Annotated in this window: 12 protein-coding genes; 3 read left to right on the top strand and 9 right to left on the bottom strand. The window is 70.6% G+C overall.

From position 1 onward, the window contains the following. Positions 1-11 precede the first annotated feature (11 nt). On the top strand, positions 12-839 hold the full coding sequence (locus Phou_RS27920) for a MetQ/NlpA family ABC transporter substrate-binding protein (RefSeq protein WP_173061011.1): 828 nt from the start codon (positions 12-14) through the stop codon (positions 837-839). A gap of 14 nt (positions 840-853) precedes the next feature. Here the strand turns inward: Phou_RS27920 and Phou_RS27915 are convergent, their stop codons facing one another. From Phou_RS27915 to Phou_RS27890, 7 genes are all read right to left on the bottom strand, one after another. Beyond that, a complete protein-coding gene (locus tag Phou_RS27915; protein WP_173061008.1) occupies positions 854-1,690 on the bottom strand; it encodes an NAD-dependent epimerase/dehydratase family protein in 837 nt (278 codons plus the stop codon). A gap of 10 nt (positions 1,691-1,700) precedes the next feature. Beyond that, positions 1,701-4,925: a discoidin domain-containing protein gene (locus Phou_RS27910; RefSeq protein WP_218579225.1), complete on the bottom strand. Its 3,225-nt coding sequence runs from the start codon at positions 4,923-4,925 to the stop codon at positions 1,701-1,703. A 73-nt stretch (positions 4,926-4,998) separates the two neighbouring features. Then, the gene (locus Phou_RS51330) at positions 4,999-5,601 is read right to left on the bottom strand and encodes a hypothetical protein (RefSeq protein WP_218579224.1); all 603 of its coding nucleotides are present in this window, start codon (positions 5,599-5,601) and stop codon (positions 4,999-5,001) included. Between the two features lie 36 nt (positions 5,602-5,637). Beyond that, positions 5,638-6,543, bottom strand: a complete 906-nt coding sequence (locus tag Phou_RS27905) for a carbohydrate ABC transporter permease (protein WP_218579223.1) — start codon at positions 6,541-6,543, stop codon at positions 5,638-5,640. Further along, positions 6,540-7,505: a carbohydrate ABC transporter permease gene (locus Phou_RS27900; protein WP_173061005.1), complete on the bottom strand. Its 966-nt coding sequence runs from the start codon at positions 7,503-7,505 to the stop codon at positions 6,540-6,542. Before Phou_RS27900 ends, Phou_RS27905 begins: the two co-directional genes overlap by 4 nt. 16 nt (positions 7,506-7,521) lie before the next feature. Then, positions 7,522-8,868: an ABC transporter substrate-binding protein gene (locus Phou_RS27895; protein ID WP_218579222.1), complete on the bottom strand. Its 1,347-nt coding sequence runs from the start codon at positions 8,866-8,868 to the stop codon at positions 7,522-7,524. 199 nt (positions 8,869-9,067) lie between these two features. Then, positions 9,068-10,216 (bottom strand): ROK family transcriptional regulator, encoded by a 1,149-nt coding sequence (locus Phou_RS27890; protein ID WP_173061002.1) that lies wholly within the window; start codon positions 10,214-10,216, stop codon positions 9,068-9,070. A 254-nt stretch (positions 10,217-10,470) separates the two neighbouring features. Here Phou_RS27890 and Phou_RS27885 point away from each other — a divergent pair, with 254 nt between their 5' ends. Then, a complete protein-coding gene (locus Phou_RS27885; protein WP_173060999.1) occupies positions 10,471-13,599 on the top strand; it encodes an ATP-binding protein in 3,129 nt (1,042 codons plus the stop codon). On the opposite strand, the gene Phou_RS27880 is transcribed toward Phou_RS27885, so the two are convergent. Both Phou_RS27880 and Phou_RS27875 read right to left on the bottom strand, forming a co-directional pair. Beyond that, positions 13,583-14,326: an ABC transporter permease gene (locus tag Phou_RS27880; protein ID WP_173060996.1), complete on the bottom strand. Its 744-nt coding sequence runs from the start codon at positions 14,324-14,326 to the stop codon at positions 13,583-13,585. The genes Phou_RS27885 and Phou_RS27880 overlap by 17 nt on opposite strands. Then, a complete protein-coding gene (locus Phou_RS27875) occupies positions 14,323-15,264 on the bottom strand; it encodes an ATP-binding cassette domain-containing protein (RefSeq protein WP_173060992.1) in 942 nt (313 codons plus the stop codon). Before Phou_RS27875 ends, Phou_RS27880 begins: the two co-directional genes overlap by 4 nt. Before the next feature lie 150 nt (positions 15,265-15,414). On the opposite strand from Phou_RS27875, the gene Phou_RS27870 reads away from it, so the two are divergent. Next, positions 15,415-16,245 carry a DUF4097 family beta strand repeat-containing protein gene (locus Phou_RS27870; protein WP_173060989.1) on the top strand — a complete coding sequence of 277 codons (831 nt, stop codon included), beginning with the start codon at positions 15,415-15,417 and terminating at the stop codon, positions 16,243-16,245. The last annotated feature ends 98 nt before the right edge of the window (positions 16,246-16,343 follow it).

The following is a 16,343-nucleotide window of genomic DNA, read 5'->3' as shown; positions in this document are numbered from 1 at the left end:
AAGGCAATCCCGTGCGTCGCACCATCGCCACCCTGCTCGCTGCCACCGGTCTCGTCCTCGGCCTGGCCGCGTGCGGCTCGGACGACTCCGGCTCCGGCGGCTCCGCCTCCGCTGACCAACCGCTCAAGGTCGGCGTCAGCCCGGTGCCGCACGGCGAGATCCTCAAGTACGTGGCCGACAACCTCGCCGCCGCCGAGGGCCTCAAGCTGGAGATCGTCGAGTTCAACGACTACATCCAGCCGAACGTCGCCCTGCAGGACAAGCAGCTGGACGCCAACTACTTCCAGCACGTGCCGTACCTGGAGGAGGAGGTGGCCAGCAAGGGCTACAAGTTCACGCCCCTCCTGCCAGTGCACATCGAGCCGCTCGGCGCGTACTCCAAGAAGGTCAAGAGCCTCGCCGAGGTGCCGGACGGTGGAGTGGTGGCGATCCCCAGCGACCCGTCGAACTCCGGACGCGCGCTCAACCTCCTCGCCACCAACGGCCTCATCACGCTCAAGGACGGCGCCGGCGTCAAGGCCACCGAGGCGGACATCACCGGCAACCCCAAGAACCTGAAGTTCGAGGCGCTGGAAAGCGCGCAGCTGCCCCGCAGCCTCGACGACACCGCCCTGTCGGTCATCAACGGCAACTACGCGATCGAGACCGGCCTCACCCCGGCCAAGGACGCGCTGGCGCTGGAGAAGGGCGAGAACAACCCGTACGCCAACCTGCTCGTCGTGCGAACCGGCGAGCAGGACGACCCGCGGGTGGTCAAGCTGGAGAAGCTGCTGCACTCCCCCGAGGTCAAGAAGTTCATCGAGGACAAGTACGCCGGTTCGGTGCTCGCCGCGTACTGAGATCACCTGGCGGCTCACCGCGCCGCGGTGGGCCGCCAGGTGTGTGCCGGTACGAAGTCGAGCAGCTCCCGGCTCAGCCGGGTGGAGATCGGCACCGCGAACCCGTCCAGCGGTTCGGTGAGGACGGCCTCGGGGTAGTACCGGCGCAGCAGCTCGGCAGTCGGCACCAGCGCGACCGTGTCGGGCGCGGCGACGTGCACGATGGCGTGCCCCTCCACCGGCCGGGTCAGCGCGGCGGCGACCGCGTCCGCCGCGTCGTGCGTTTCGAGCCAACCCCACAGGCTGCCCCGCTGGCCGCCGAGGTCGGCCTGGACGTGCGCGAGATGGTGACGCAGCCGCTCGCCGGTGCCGATGAACGGAAACCGCAGGCTGACGGCCGGGATGCCGAACCTGTTGCTGACCGTCGCCGTGACGAGCTCACCGACCTGTTTGGACAGTCCGTACGGGTCGTCGCCGACGTACGGGTGGTCCTCGGCGACCGGGACCCGCAGCGGTGCGGCGCCCCGCCGCGACCACGCGAACCCGAGGGCGGAAAGGCTGGAGACGTAGACGATCCGGCGCACACCGAGCGTCCCCGCGGCTTCGAGCAGGTGGTACGCGGCGCCGACGTTGTTGTCGAACACCTCGTCGTCCACCGGTGCGGGGATGGCGGCGGCGTGCACCACCGCGTCGATGCCGGCGAGCAGGCGGTCGAGGCCGGAGGCGTCTCGCAGGTCGCCGGCGACGATGTCGTCCGCCGGGCCGGGCGGTGGGGTCCGGTCGTGCGCGCGGACGGTGTGCCCGTCCGCGCGCAGCCGCGCGACCACCGCCTGGCCCACCATTCCGGCGGCGCCGGTGACCAGAACTTTCACGCAACCCTCCTCATGCCGCGTCCACCGGTGCGAAGTTGGCGGTCAGCTCCTGCGCACCGGCGACCGTGAACGTGTACTGCGGCGCCGTGGACACCTCGGTGCCGCCGGCGGTCCAGTTGACAAAGCGGAAGCCGGGCGCGGCCTCGGCCGAGGCGGTGACCTGACTGCCCGGCTCGTAGAAGCCGGGCCGGGTCTCGTTGCCCGCCAGTCGTACCGTGCCCGCGCCGGCCGGAGCCGCCGCGGCGGTGACGCCGTGCTCGACGATGTTGATCACCATCACGTTGTGCAGCGTCGCTGGCCCGGTGCTGGTGGTGCCGTTGTAGCGCATCAGGTTGACGACGGTGACGTCGCCGCCGGCCACCTTCACCGAGTAGCCGTCGGTCCCGAGGTTGTCGGTGCCGAGGTTGAAGACCTCGACGTCGCCGGAGTTGACGACGAGCCCGTTGTGCAGGCCGTAGCCGAACACGTCCACGACGGTCAGCCGGGTCGCGCCGTCCACGGTGACGAGGTCGGCGTGCTCGCGCGTCCAGCCGTCGATGACCTTCGGGAACAGATCCCGACCAAGCACCCAGTTGGGTACGTAGAAACCGGTGCGCACGAACGTGTTGCCGTTGCTGAGCACGCCCTCGACCCGGCCCCGGTCGCTCCTGCCGACGGTCACGCCGTGCCGCACGAACGTTCCCTTGATCTTGCGGACCAGGAAGTGGTCGTTGCGGTGCGTGGCCATGTCGATGGCGTTCCACGCGTTCGGCAGGCCGATGTTGACGGCGTACGTGTGACTGCCCTGGCCGCGGATGGTGAACGGGTAGGGCACCAGTCCCTCCGGTGCCGCCGGGTTGTTCTCCGGGTAGAACACGCGCAGGCCGTTGACCCCGGCGCCCGTGCCGCGCAGCGTGATGGCGGCCGGGTCGGTGTCCGGGTCGGCGGTGTCGCGCCCGGCGTATGACATCAGCACGGTGCCGCCGCTGCGCCCGTCCTGGTCGCGGTTGGGCACCGAGGACGCGCCGCGCAGCTCGACGCCGGCCGGCACGACGAGACGCCCTTGCAGCCGGTACCAGCCGGCCGGGAGGTAGACCACGCCGCCGCCGTCGCGTCCGGCGCGGTCCAGCACTCGCTGGATGCCGGCGGTCGCGTCCCGCGCGGGGACGTAACCGTTGCCGCCCAAGGCGCCGACGTTGTAGAGGACGTCGCGTCTTGGCTTGACCGTGGCGGGCGGGTCCTCCTCGGTGGGTACGGTGCCGGCGAGCTGGTACACGGTTCCCTGGACGGCCCCGGTGAGCCTTGTGTCGGTGAGCTTGACGTAGCCGCCGCCGTTGTTGACCACCGCGGCCTGGCTGCCTTCGAGGACGCTCGCCGCCATCGCCAGCCCCCACCGCGCGTCGAACTGGTCGACCCGCAGGGCGGTGTCGGTCCGCGCGATCCGCACCCGCTGGAAGATGCCGGTGAACTCGGCCCGCAGCCCCTTCACCACGTGGATGCCGACGCGGTAGTCGGCCACGGACAGGTCGGCGAACTGGTCCCACTCCAGGTCGCCGAGGACGAAGCCGGTGCCGTGCGCGCGGGTCCACGCGTCCAGCGCCGCCCGCCGCGGCGGGTGGTACGCCGCCGGGGCCTGCGCCCAGTAGGCGTTGCTGAAGGTGACGTGCTCCCACGTGCCGACGTCGGCGCCGTTGTACGCCTCGACGCCCTCGAACAGGGCCGTGCCCTTGACGTTGCGGACGGTCGCCGACTCGTGGACCTGGCCGTTGCCGGGCGGGCGACCCCGCTCGTCCCGCATGGTGCTCAGGCCGATGCCCCGGTACGAGTTGAGCATCGTGACGTCGGAGACCGTGCTCATCATGTAGTTTTCGTCGCTGGCCCAGGAGCTGCCCGGGATCTCGAACGTGAAGTTGTACGGCACCGGCGCGGTCGCGCTCTGCCGCGGGTAGTAGGTGGTGAGGCCGACGACACCCGCGCTGCCGCCGATCCGGAACAGCACCGGCCCGTCGTCGCCGGCGGGCAGGTCGGCGCTGACCACGGTGCCGTAGGAGCCTCGGCCGCGGTCCGGGTCGCGGCGGTCGCCGTGCAGCGTGCAGAAGGCCGGCACCTCGACCGTGCTGGTGACGCGGTAGGTGCCCGGCGGCAGCCAGACCGTCCCGCCGCCGGCGTCGTAGCAGTCGTACAGCGCGGCGCGGATCGCCGAGGTGGCGTCCTTCCTGCCCGTGGGGTCGGCGCCGTAGGCGGTGGCGTCGAAGTCGGCGACCACGACGCCGGTCGTCGGGTACTTCGTCTTGACGATCCTCGGCGCCGGCGTGACGGTGCGCTGGTGGCGGACCTGGAAGCCGGCCACGTCGAAGCTGGTGAGGCCGGCGGCGTACCCGGTGAGGTTCAGCCGGACGTACCGCGCGGTCGTGGTGGGAAACCGGGTGCGGGACGACTTGGTACCCGGCGCGCCGGAGTGGCCGACGGTGGTGTAGCTGGTGCCGTCCCGGGAGACCTCGACGGTGTAGTCGGGTGAGTAGGCGTTGCCCCACTGCACCAGCACGTCATTGACCGGCCGCGCCCGGCCGAGGTCGGCCCGCAGCCACTCCCCCGCGCCACCGCCCGCGCTGGTCCAGGTGGTGGTGGCGTCACCGTCGTTGGCCGCGGCCGGGCTCGAACCGGCGGCACTGCTGCTCGCGGTGACCGTGCCGGGCCGGGCCAGGTCGGTGTCGACGGCCGAGGCGAGGAACGTCCGATGTGCGTCGTACAGCGCCTGCAGCGCGGCAGCCACCTGCGCTTCGGTGGCGGAATCGTTGTCGAGCACGCCCCGCGCCTGGGCGATCGCCGCCGCGAGTGCCGCCTTCGAGCCGGGCGGGTACTGGCCGTCGCGGGTGCCTTCCCGGGCCGCGTAGTGCGCGAGCTCGGCCGTGGCGACGAGGTCGCGCAGGCCGGCCTTGAGGTCGAGCTGGCGCGGCACGACGGTCACCCGTACGGCGGCAATGGTCAGCTCGACCGGGGAGCCGTCGTGGGTGAGCCGGAAGTCCGAGCCGTTGCTGCGGTTGGTCAGGATGGCGTCGTCGAGGACGAAGTCGTGCGTCTTCCACGTCTGGCTGTCGCCATAGGACAGTGCCGGCGACGCCTTGAACATCTCGGGGATCGTCGCGCCCGGCGAGTCGTAGTGCAGGAAGAGGCTTCCGTTGCCGGCGTCGAAGTAGTCCACACTGACCATCACGATGTCGCTGGTGTTGTAGGCGTAGCTGTCGGCGACGTTCATGTACAGGTAGTTGGTCGCCGGCGGGGCGCGGCGGCGTTGGTCCGCCAGAAGCCGCGGCCGGCGATCGTGCCGGTCACGAGCCCCGCCTCGTTGTCGCCGGCCCGCGCGCTGATGCCGGTGTCGGTCGCGGTGGGCCCGAGGGTGGTCTGCGGCCCGGTCCGGGTGATGCGGACCTGGGCGACGGTGATGTCCGTGGGGCGTCGCCGCCGACCCCGGCGAGGCGCAGCTCTCCCCCGCCGAGCGCGGCGCCGTCGAGGCCGACCGCGGCCAGCCGCCAGGCGTTCGTGCCGGCGAGCGCGGCGACGGCCGTCGTCTGGCCCGCCGCGGTGCGCAGCGTCAGCTGCCCGCTGCCGGCGTCGTGGTAGGTGACCACCACGACGACCGACGCGCCGGCCACGCTCGAGGCGTAGCCGGCGTCGGGGGTGACGCCGACGTACGAGGTGCCCGCGGCGACCTGGGTCTGCCAGTACGTCCGGCCGTCCAGCGTGCCGGTGCGCAGCCCGGCCGGGTCGTCGCCGCCGCGCACCGTCACGCCGAGGGCGGTGACGTCCGGGCCGAAGTCCGCGCCGATGCCGCGCGGGTACATGACCGGGCCCGCCGCGTGCGCGGCACCGGCGGGCGCGACGAGTGCGGTCACCAGTAACAGCAGCGGCCCAACCAGGGACCTAATTCTCACGGGTTGCCTCCGGGCTCGTTGGCTGCGGCGGATCGGTCAGGACTTGACCGCGCCGATCAGGCCGTTGACGAAGTACCGTTGCGCGGCGATGAACAGGATGATCACGGGCACCACCACGATCAGGGCGCCGGCCATCAGGACGTTGTAGTGCAGCACCGCGCTGGACTGCAGGTTCTGCAGCGCGATGGGCAGGGTGTACGCCTCGGGGTCGTTGAGCGAGACCCGCGTGAGCAGGTACTCGTTCCAGGTCGGGATCGCGGTCAGCACCGCGATCGTGATCAGGACCGGCCGGGACAGCGGCAGGTAGATGGTGGTGAAGATGCGCAGTTCGCTGGCGCCGTCGACCCGGGCCGCCTCGCGCAGCTCACCCGGGATCGAGGAGAACGCGTTTGTCATCAGCAGGATCGACAGCGGTGCCGTTCCGTTGACGAACGGCAGGATGAGTCCCCAGTGGCCGCCGAGCAGGCCGAGCTTGTTCTCCAGCAGCACGACGGGCAGCAGCACGGTCACGCCGGGCACGAACAGCAGCGCCAGAAACAGCCGGTACAGCGCCTTGCGTCCGGGGAAGTGCAGCACCGAGAACGCGTACCCGGCCGCCGAGTAGATCACCAGCACCAGCAGCACGGTCAGCCCGGTGACCTTCAGGCTGTTCAGGAAGTAGTCGAAGAAGTGCAGCTCGTTCCACGTCTCGGTGAGCGTGCGCAGGGTCGGCCGGTGCGGGATCAGGTGCCCGCCGGAGACCACCTCGATCTCGTCCTTGAACGCGGCCGACACCATCCACAGGAACGGGTAGAGGCTGATCGCCGCGTACAGCAACAGCAGCACGCCGACCGTGCCACGAGCCAGCACAGTGGACAGTGACAAGTGGACTCTCGACCCGCGGGCGGGACGGCCGGTGTCGGGTGCGCCGGTCGCGGCCGGGCGCAGGGTGTCGGTGCTCACGTGACCCTCCGCAGTACTCGCACGTTGATCGCCGCGAGGACCAGCGCGCCGACGAACAGCATCCAGCCCAGCGCGCTGGACAGCCCGAGCGTCGGACTGAGCTGGGACAGGAAGGCCAGCCGGTACGTCTGCAGGCCCAGGACGTTTGTGTGGTTGCCGGGTCCGCCGTTGGTCATGATGAGGAACGTCTGAAACCCCTGCAGCGAGTCACGCAGGGCCAGCAGCACGACGATCGCGGTGATCGGTCGCAGCAGCGGCCACACGATGCGCCGGGTGACCTGCCAGGTGCTGGCGCCGTCGACGCGGGCGGCCTCGATGAGCGACGGGTCGACCGCCTGGAGGCTGGCCAGGTACAGCAGCATGGCGACCGGTACCGACGTCCACACGGTGATCACGATGAGGGTCGGCAGCGCGGTCGTCGGGTTGCCCAGAAAGCCTTGCGGCTGCTGGAGACTGCCCAGGCCCAGCGAGCGCAGCAGCAGGTTGATCGCGCCGTCCGGCTGCAGCACGTACACCCAGGCGAAGTAGACGGCGATGCCGCTGGTCACGTGTGGCAGGAAGTAGACCGAGCGCAGCACGGTCTTCAGCCGCCGCACCGAGTTCAGCAACACCGCCAGCGGGAAGCTGACCAGGACGGTGAGCACCGGTACCGCGATCATCACCCACATCGTGTTGAGCGCGGCCTGGTGCACCAGCGGCGCGTACTGGGGGTCGGCCCACAGCAGGTCGGCGTAGTTCTTCAGGCCGACCCAGCGCCACTCCGGCGTGAAGCCGTTCCACGAGGCGAAGCTGAGGGAGAACCCGTACACGATGGTGTAGACGCCCATCACCGCGAACAGGGCGATCGCCGGCAGCACAAACGCGTAGCCCCAGGCGGTCTCCGAGCGGCGGTACCTGCTCCTGCCGCGGCTCGGGGCCCGCCGGGTCGGCGACGGGCCCTTCGCGATCGTCGATATCGCCATTACCGCATTACCGCCATTACTGCTTGGCCCAGAAGGCGTCGATCTGTTTGGCCATCTGCGCACCGGTGTCCGCGGCGCTCTTCTTCTTCAGCGGCGAGAAGTCCATCAGGGTCGATGCGACCGGGACGCCGTCGTACGCACCGGGCCGGTATGAGGTGTCACCGGGGTTGTACGCCGAGGGGCCGGAGCCGAACGACGCGATCATCGCACCGAGCACCGGGCCGACCGCGGTGCTGGGGTCGGCGCCGAGGTCGGTCGGCGGGATGTCCAGCGCCTCCTTGGCGAAGGTGGCCGACACGTCCGCCTTGGCCAGGTACTTGAGCCACTGGATGGCACCGTCGCGGTTTTTGGTGGTCGCCGAAACCGACACCCCGGTGAGGGTGAACGGTGCCAGGCTCAGGTCCTTGACCGCGCCGTTTGCGGGCGCCGGCACCGGGAAGGTCACCACGTTGCTCGGGTCCATCCCGTTCTGGGCCAGGAACGCGAGGGTGAACGTGCCGCCGATGTCGAAGCTCGACTTGCCCTGCGCGAAGGCCAGGTCCGCGGCGTCGATGTCCAGGCTCTGCGTGCCCGCCTGCCAGTACGGCGTGATCTGCCCGTAGGTCTCCAGCACCTGGGTGCCGGCCGGCGAGGAGAAGTTGCTGCTCTTGTCCTTGCCGAACAGGGCGTGGAACTTGTCGGGGCCGAGCAGCCCGTACGCCATCGGCTGCATGAACCACTCCAGGCCGGTGGTGGGAGCCTTGAAGCCGATGGTGACGCCACCGTTGTCGGGGTTCTTCGCCTTCACCTTCTGCAAGGTGGAGATGAAGTCTTCCCAGGTGGTCGGCGCGGTGGTGACGCCGGCGTCGGTGAGTCGCTGCTTGTTGGCGTACACGATGCCGAACGTGCCGATCGTGAGCGGGACGCTCCACCGCTGGCCCACCTGGATGCCCTTGGTCTTGGCGTCCTGGGCCAGCGACTTCTGGTAGAACTCGTCGTTGACCAGGCCGTCCTGCCGCACCGTCGGCAGGTAGCTGTTCAGCCAGGCGTCGTCGACGTCCTTGGCCAGGTCGGTGAGCAGGCCGGCGGCGCCCCAGGCGAAGTCGTCGCCGGTGGTGTGCACCTCGAAGAGGTCGGGCAGGTTCTTGGTCTGCGCCGCGGCCTGCACCTTGGTCACGAAGACGTCGTCCGGCCCGTACGCCTCGACCTTGACCGTGACGCCGGTTTCCTGGGCGAAGCCCTCGGCGACTTTCTCCAGTGCTTTGACGTGGGACTGCTTGAAGGTCCACATCACCAATGTCTTGCCGGACGAGCTGCTGTCGTCCGAGTCACCGCCGCACGCGGCGGCGGTTGCGGTCAGTGCCAGTGCTACCAGGACGGCCAACGCCGGCCGCCGTGCGCGTCGTACGTATGTCATCACGGGTGCCGAGCCTTCACGTCGAGGGCGCCATCGACATGCGCCACCTTAGGCTCGGAAACCTAAATCGAATCGATGTACTGTGTCAACGGCGTCACGGCTACGTTGTCAAAACGTTAAGACCGCCCGTGACCTCGGGTAACGTAAGGCCCCCAAGATCGGCTGGTCAGCCCAGCAGCAGCGACTGCGGTTGGACCGACAGGATCTGGTCCAGGACCAGGCACGCCGCACCGATCGCGCCGACATCGACGCCCAGCGCGGTCGTGGTGACCACGGTCGGATGGATCCGCTCCACGAACGGCGAGCTCTCCACGATGCCCGGCACGATCGCCATGAACCGCTCCTCGAGCAGCGGCCAGATCGGCCCACCGAACACGATCATCTCCGCGTCCACCAGCGTCGCGGCGGCGCTCACGCCACGCCCGACGCGGACCGCCCAGCGATCGATGATCTCGCCGGCGGTCACGTTGCCGGCCGACGCGTGGCGGGACAGGTGCCGCAGGCCCTCCTCCGCGTCGCGCGGGCCGGACGGCGTGAAGTCCGGGCCCAGCACCTGCTGCTCGATCGCCTCGGCGACAAGGGCGTTTGTCGTGCAGGCGGCGTAGAGCCCGCCGACCTCGCCGGCGTTGCCGGAAAAGCCGCGCAGCACCACGTCGTCGACGACCAGCCCCATCCCCGAGCCGGTGCCCAGGTAGAAGAACAGGAAGTTGCCCGTGTTGCGCGCCGCGCCGGCCCACCGTTCGGCGACGGCCGCGGCGATCACGTCCTTGTCCAGCAGCACCGGCAGCCCGGTCGTCTCGGCCAGGTGGTCGCGCAGCCGCACCCGCCCCCAGCCGGCCAGCTCGGGTGGCGCGATCACCTGCCCGGAGGCCACGTCCAGCGGTCCCGGCGCGGCGATCCCGAGCCCCAGCACCGCCTCCCTGGGCACCCCGGAACCGCCGATGAGCGCGGCGATCGACTCGCTCATCTCGGTCAGTGTGTGGTCCGGGTCAGCCACCTCGGGCGTGGGACGCTGGGCGCGCGCCACCACGTTGCCCAGCAGGTCGAGCACCACAAGGGTGAGCACCGCGGGATCGAGGTGGACGCCGACCGCGTACCGCGCGTGCGCGTTGACCTGCAGCAGCCGCCGCGGCTTGCCGCTGCCGGAGCTCTTGGTGCCCGCCTCGCGCGCCAGGCCGGTGTTCAACAGGCGCCGGCAGATGTTCGACACGGTCTGTGCGGACAGGCCGGTGGCCTCGACGAGCTCCACGCGGCTGAGCCCGTCCGGCACCCGCCGGATCGCGTCGAGCACCACCGACTCGTTGAAATCGCCCATCCGCGGCAAGTTGGTGCCACGCCTGGTCGACAACCGCTTGTCCACTGTCCTCCCCAGATCGGTCGGCGCTCAGACTTCCTCCATCAAATCGATTTACCGTATCATTGCGCGCGCCGAGCCCTCACCAAGCCGCCGGCTCTGGTTTGCGCGTCACTGAGGGTGGCGTTTGTCCGGATCCGTGGCGCGGCGGACGGGCGGATTGCGTGGCCGCCACGGCGGCGAGTGGCCGTGATCGACCGTGGCAAAATCGCTGGGTGCAGATCGGGATACTTGGACCATTCGAGGTACGCGCGGACGACGGCGCCCTGGCTGACGTACCGGGTGCCCGGCTGCGCGGGCTGCTGGCCGCCCTCGCGCTCGAACCCGGTCGGGTGGTCCCGAAGGCGACGCTCGTCGACTGGATCTGGGGCGAGCAGCCGCCCTCCGACGCGGCGAACGCGCTGCAGCGCCTGGTTTCCCGGCTGCGCAAGGCCCTGCCGGACGGTGCCGTCGAAGGCCTGCCGGAGGGCTACCGCCTGAAGGTCGAGCCGGACGCTGTCGATGCCGTGCGGTTCGAACGCCTCGTCGGCCAGGCCCGCAACGACGACGACCCGCGGCGGCTGCGCGAAGCCCTTGCCCTGTGGCGCGGCGCGGCGATGCAGGATGTCGGCTTGCAAGACAGCGCCGCCTTCGACGCCGCGGTCACCCGCCTCGACGGGCTGCGCCTGGCGGCCATGGAAGACCGGTTCGACGCCGAGATCAGCCTGGGCCACGGCGCGGAGGTGGTCACCCAGCTGACCGACGTCGTGGCCGCGCACCCGGTGCGGGAGCGGCTCGTCGCCGCGCTGATGCGCGCCCTCGTCGCGTCCGGCCGCGACACCGAGGCGCTGCTGCTGTACGAGCGCACGCGGGAAACCCTCGCCGACACGCTCGGCGTCGACCCCTCGGCGGAACTGTCCGCGCTGCACGTCGCACTGCTGCGCGGCGAGCTGGGCCGGCGGGAGGAGACCCGCACGACCAACCTGCGCGCCGAGCTGACCACCTTCCTCGGCAAGGACGCCGACGTCGCCGCGGTCCGCGAGCTCGTCGCCGGACGCCGGCTCACGACCCTGATCGGGCCGGGCGGCTCGGGAAAGACGAGGCTCGCGACCGAGACCGCGCGCACGCTGCTCGACGACCTGCCGGACGGGGTCTGGATGGTCGAGCTCGCGGCCATCGGCGCCGACGGTGACGTCGCGCAGGCCACGCTCGGCGCGCTGAGGCTGCGCGACGCGCTGCTCGGCGAGGCACCCGACGCGGAGCCGACCGACCGGGTCATCGCCGCGCTGCGCGAGCGGACGATGTTGCTGGTCCTGGACAACTGCGAGCACGTGATCGAGTCCGCGGCGACGTTCGCCCACCGGGTGCTCGGCGAGTGCCAGCGGCTGCGGATCCTCGCCACGAGCCGGGAACCGCTCGGCATCACCGGTGAGGCGCTGTGGCCGGTCGCGCCGCTGGTGCTGCCCGCGCCGGACGCCCACCCCGGCGAGATCGAGTCCTCGCCGGCCATCCGGCTGCTGCAGGACCGGGCCAGCGCGGTGCGCAAGGATCTCGGGACCGACGCCCGCACGCTGTCGACGATGGCGCGCATCTGCCGGGCGCTGGACGGGATGCCGCTGGCCATCGAGCTGGCCGCGGCCAGGCTGCGCACCATGTCCCTCGACCAGCTCGCCGTCCGGCTCGACGACAGGTTCCGGCTGCTGACCGGCGGCAGCCGTACCGCCCTGCCCCGGCACCGGACCTTGCGGGCGGTGGTCGACTGGAGCTGGGAGCTGCTCAGCGACGCTGAGCGGATGGTGCTGCGCAGGCTCTCGGTGTTTTCCGGCGGGGCGAGCCTTGAAGCGGCCGAGCAGGTCTGCGCCGGCGCCGCGGTCGAGCCCTGGGAGGTGCTCGAGCTGCTGACCGCGCTCACCGAGAAGTCGCTCGTGGTCACCTACGGCGAAGGCGCACCGCGCTACCGGATGCTCGGCACCGTCAAGGAGTACGCCGAGCAGCGCCTCGCGGAGGCCGGGGAAACGGACCTGACACGCCGCGCCCACCTGGCCTACTTCACCGCCCTCGCCAGCACCGCGGATCCGCACCTTCGCCGCGCCGAGCAGCTGGAATGGCTCGCCACTCTCGAGGTCGAGCACGACAACATCGGCGCCGCCATGCGCGGTGCCATCGCGGCCGGCGACGCGGACGGCGCGATGCGGCTCGCCGCCGCCGGCACCTGGTACTGGTGGCTGGCCGGGCACCGCACCGAGGGCAACGAGCTGATCATGGCGGCCGTCGCGCTGCCGGGTGAGGTGGACGACGAGACGCGAGCCGTGGTGTACGCGTTCATCGTGCAGTTCGTCTCCTCCGGCAAGGGCGACCAGTTCCAGGCGGAGGAGTGGATCCGCAAGGCGTACGAGATCAGCCAGCGTGTGCCGAGCCACCACATGGCGCTGAAGTTCGTCCCCGCGCTGGAACGCCTTCTGCACGGGCCGGACGCGCTGCTGTCCGCGTTCGAACCGCTGACCGCCGACGACGATCCCTGGGTACGGGCCCTCGCCCGGCTGCAGCTCGGCAAGATGCGAATCATGCTGGGCGTGGGCGGCCACGAGGCGGACGCACACCTTGAGACCGCGCTCACCGAGTTCAGCGCGCTGGGCGAACGGTGGGGCATCTCCTTCGCCCTGACCGAGTTGGCGAACCGGATGGCGGTGCGCGGCGAGTTCGCCGGCGCGTGCGCGCACCTGGAACAAGCGGTCGAGGTCGTCACCGAGGTCGGCGCCATCGACGATGTGGTGCCGATCCGCTCGCGGCAGGCCCAGCTGTACTGGCTGATGGGCGACGAGGACGCCAGCGCGGCCGCCATGGCCGAGGCGCAGCGGTACGCCGAACGGGTCCCCTGGCCGAACGCGCTCGCCGAGCTGGCCCTGGCGAAGGTGGAGCTCGCCCGCTGGAAAGGCGAGACCGAGCAGGCACGCCGGCAGCTCGACGTCGCGACGGCGATGCTCGGCAACGACGTCGAACGGGCCAACATCCGCCTGTTCGTGGAAGACCTGCTCGGCTATCTCGCCGAGGATCTCGACGCCGCGCGTGAACACCGCATCGCCGCCTTCCAGGCCGCGTCCGAGGCGGGGCATTCCCTCGGGATCGCGGCGATCCTCGTCGGTATCGCGGATCTGGCCCTGCGCAAGGAGGAGTACGAGCAGGCCGCGGCGCTGATCGCGGCGAGCACCGCGGTCCGCGGTCTGCGCGATCGTTCGCAGCCGGACGTGGCGAGGATCGAGCAGGCCACGCGAAGTCGCCTCGGTGAACCGGGGTTCACCGAGGCGACAGAACACGGTGCGCGGGCGGACTGGCGCGAGCTTGTGGCGGTCACGCTCGCTTCGTGAACGTGTGTGACGCCCACAGGTAGCCCACCAGGGCGATCGCGGCGCACCAGGCCAGGGCGGGGATGACGTCGCTGGCCGCTGGGGTGCCGTTGAGCAGGCCGCGCAGGGTTTCGATGATCGGTGTGAAGGGTTGGTACTTGGCGAATTGGGCGAGGCCGGGGCCCATTTTGTCGGCCGGGACGATGGCGCTGCTGAAGAACGGCAGCATGACCAGTGGTACCGACGCCAGCCCTGCGGTTTCCGGCGACTTCGCGGCCAGGCCGAGGGCGACGGTGAGCCAGCCGGCGGCGAAGCCGAGCAGGACGACCATGCCGAGCACGCCGAGCCAGTCCAGGACGCTGGCGGACGGGTCGAAGCCGAGCAGGAACGCGACCGCGATGATCGCGCCGATGGCGACGAGGTTGGTCAGCAGGCTGGCGATGACGTGTCCGGTCAGCACCGCGCTGCGGGGGATGTCCATGACCTTGAACCGGTTGATGATGCCTTTGGTCATGTCCGAGTTGACCGCGGTGGCGACCGAGCCGAGGCCGTAGCAGACGGCTAGCAGCAGCAGGCCGGGGGTGGCGTAGTCGACGTAGTCGACGCCGACGTTGAACGCGTCGCCGAGCATGTAGACGAACATCAGCATGACCACGACCGGCATCAGCACGGCGTTGAACACCGAGGTCGGGTTGCGGGCGATGTGGGTGAAGTTGCGGCGCAGCATCACGAGCGAGTGGGATTTCATTTTGCGACAACCTCCGTGGTGTGGCCGGTCAGGGCCAGGAAAACGTCATCAAGGTCCGGGGTGTGCACCGAGAAACTCTCGGCCGCCACCGCATGCTCGTCGAGCAGGTCGAGCAGAGCCCGCAACGAGGCGGTACCGCCGTCGCTGGGCACCCGCAGGGTCAGTGCCTCGTCGTCCCGGGTGGCGCCGGGCAGGATTTCGGCGGCCACGTCGAGCTGCGCCGCGGTGGCGAAGCGGAGCCGGACGTGGGTGCCGGGGATCTGCCGCTTGAGCTCGTCGGGCGTGCCCTCGGCGACAAGCCGGCCCTGGTCGAGCACGGCGATCTGGTCGGCGAGCTGGTCGGCCTCTTCCAGGTACTGGGTGGTCAGGAAGATGGTCACGCCGTCCGCGACCAGGCCGCGGATGATCTGCCACATCGTGCGCCGGCTGCGCGGGTCCAACCCGGTCGTCGGCTCGTCCAGGAAGATGATCCGCGGGCTGCCGACCAGCGTCATCGCCAGGTCGAGCTTGCGCCGCATGCCGCCGGAGTAGGTCGCCGCCGGCTTGCCCGCCGACTCGGTCAGGTCGAAACGGTCCAGCAGCTCCGCGACGATCCGCTTGCCCTCGGCCGTGGGGAACCGCTTCAGGTCCACCATCAGCTGCAGGTTCTCCCGCCCGGTCAGCAGCTCGTCGACCGCGGCGAACTGGCCGGTGACGCCGATCGCCGCGCGCACCGCCTTGGCCTCGCTCGCGACGTCGTGTCCGGCGACGCGGACCGTCCCGCCGTCGGCGGTCAGCAGCGTGGTCAGCACGTTCACCGTGGTCGTCTTGCCCGCGCCGTTCGGGCCGAGCAGGGAGAAGACGGTGCCCGCACGAACCTTCAGGTCGATGCCGTCGAGAACGACTTTGTCTTTGTAGGACTTCCGTAGGCCGGAAGCCTCGATCGCCAGGTCTGTCATGCCGACCACCGTCGTCGGGCGTGCCGCCACCGCCCTGACACGCCCCTGACACGGCCGTCGAGCCCAGACCCGCACGGTGGCGGGCAGGTGTCAGAGCGTCCGGCGAACCTGGCTACATCGCTCACCCGGCACTGTCAGGAGGACAGCCCGATGCCTACTTTCCACACTCCCGGCCCGATCTCGGCGACGGTCGACATCGTCCTCGGCAACATCCAGTTCAAGGCCAGCGACCGCGCCGACACCGTGGTCGAGGTGCGGCCGGCGGACCCGTCGTGGGAGCTGGACGTCAAGGCCGCCGAGCAGGCCAACATCGAGTTCGCCGACGGGAAGCTACTGGTCAAGCACTCGAAGCTGCGTACCGCGTTCAGCAACAAGTACGGCTCGGTGGAGGTGCTGGTGCAGCTGCCGACCGGTTCTGACGTGCAGGGCGACACCGCGAAGGGCAGGTACCTGGTCGAGGGTGTGGTCGGCTCCTGCCAGCTGAAGACCCCGACCGGGGACATCCGGGTCGAGCGGGCCGCCGAGGTGCGGCTGCGGACCACCAGCGGCAAGGTGAGCGTGGACCACGTGACCGGGCAGGCCGACGTGAGCGCGAACGGGGAGATCCGGGTTCGCCAGGTCGACGGCGGCGCGGTGGTCAAGAACATCGGCGGTAACAGCTGGGTCGGCGAGGTCGCCGGCGACCTGCGGGTGAACTCGGCCAACGGCCACATCACCGTCGGCGCGGCGCGTGCCGCGCTCAACGCCAGGACCGCCAGCGGCGACGTCCGCGTCGGCGAGCTGGGCACCGGCCCGGTCGACCTGTACACCGCAACCGGTGAGGTGGAGGTCGGCGTCCCCGCGGGCATCACGGCCCGGCTGGACGCGCACACCTCGGCCGGCCGCGTGCGCAACCAGCTGGAGGCTCCCGCCCCCTCCGACCGTACCGTTAAGGTGCGCGCCCGCAGCCACGGCGGCGACATCACCGTCCACCGCCCGTGACCGATGCCTGGTGGTCGCCCGCTCGACGGGATCGTTCTTGTCCGCCAGGAAATACGCGCGCGTCGCGGTGGCCACGGCGATGTGGCGCCGCAGCACCG

The sequence above is a fragment of the Phytohabitans houttuyneae genome (assembly GCF_011764425.1).
Taxonomy (GTDB): Bacteria; Actinomycetota; Actinomycetes; order Mycobacteriales; family Micromonosporaceae; genus Phytohabitans; species Phytohabitans houttuyneae.
The sequence above is the reverse complement of the archived record's forward strand: the minus strand, read 5'-3'. Positions and strand labels throughout refer to the sequence as shown.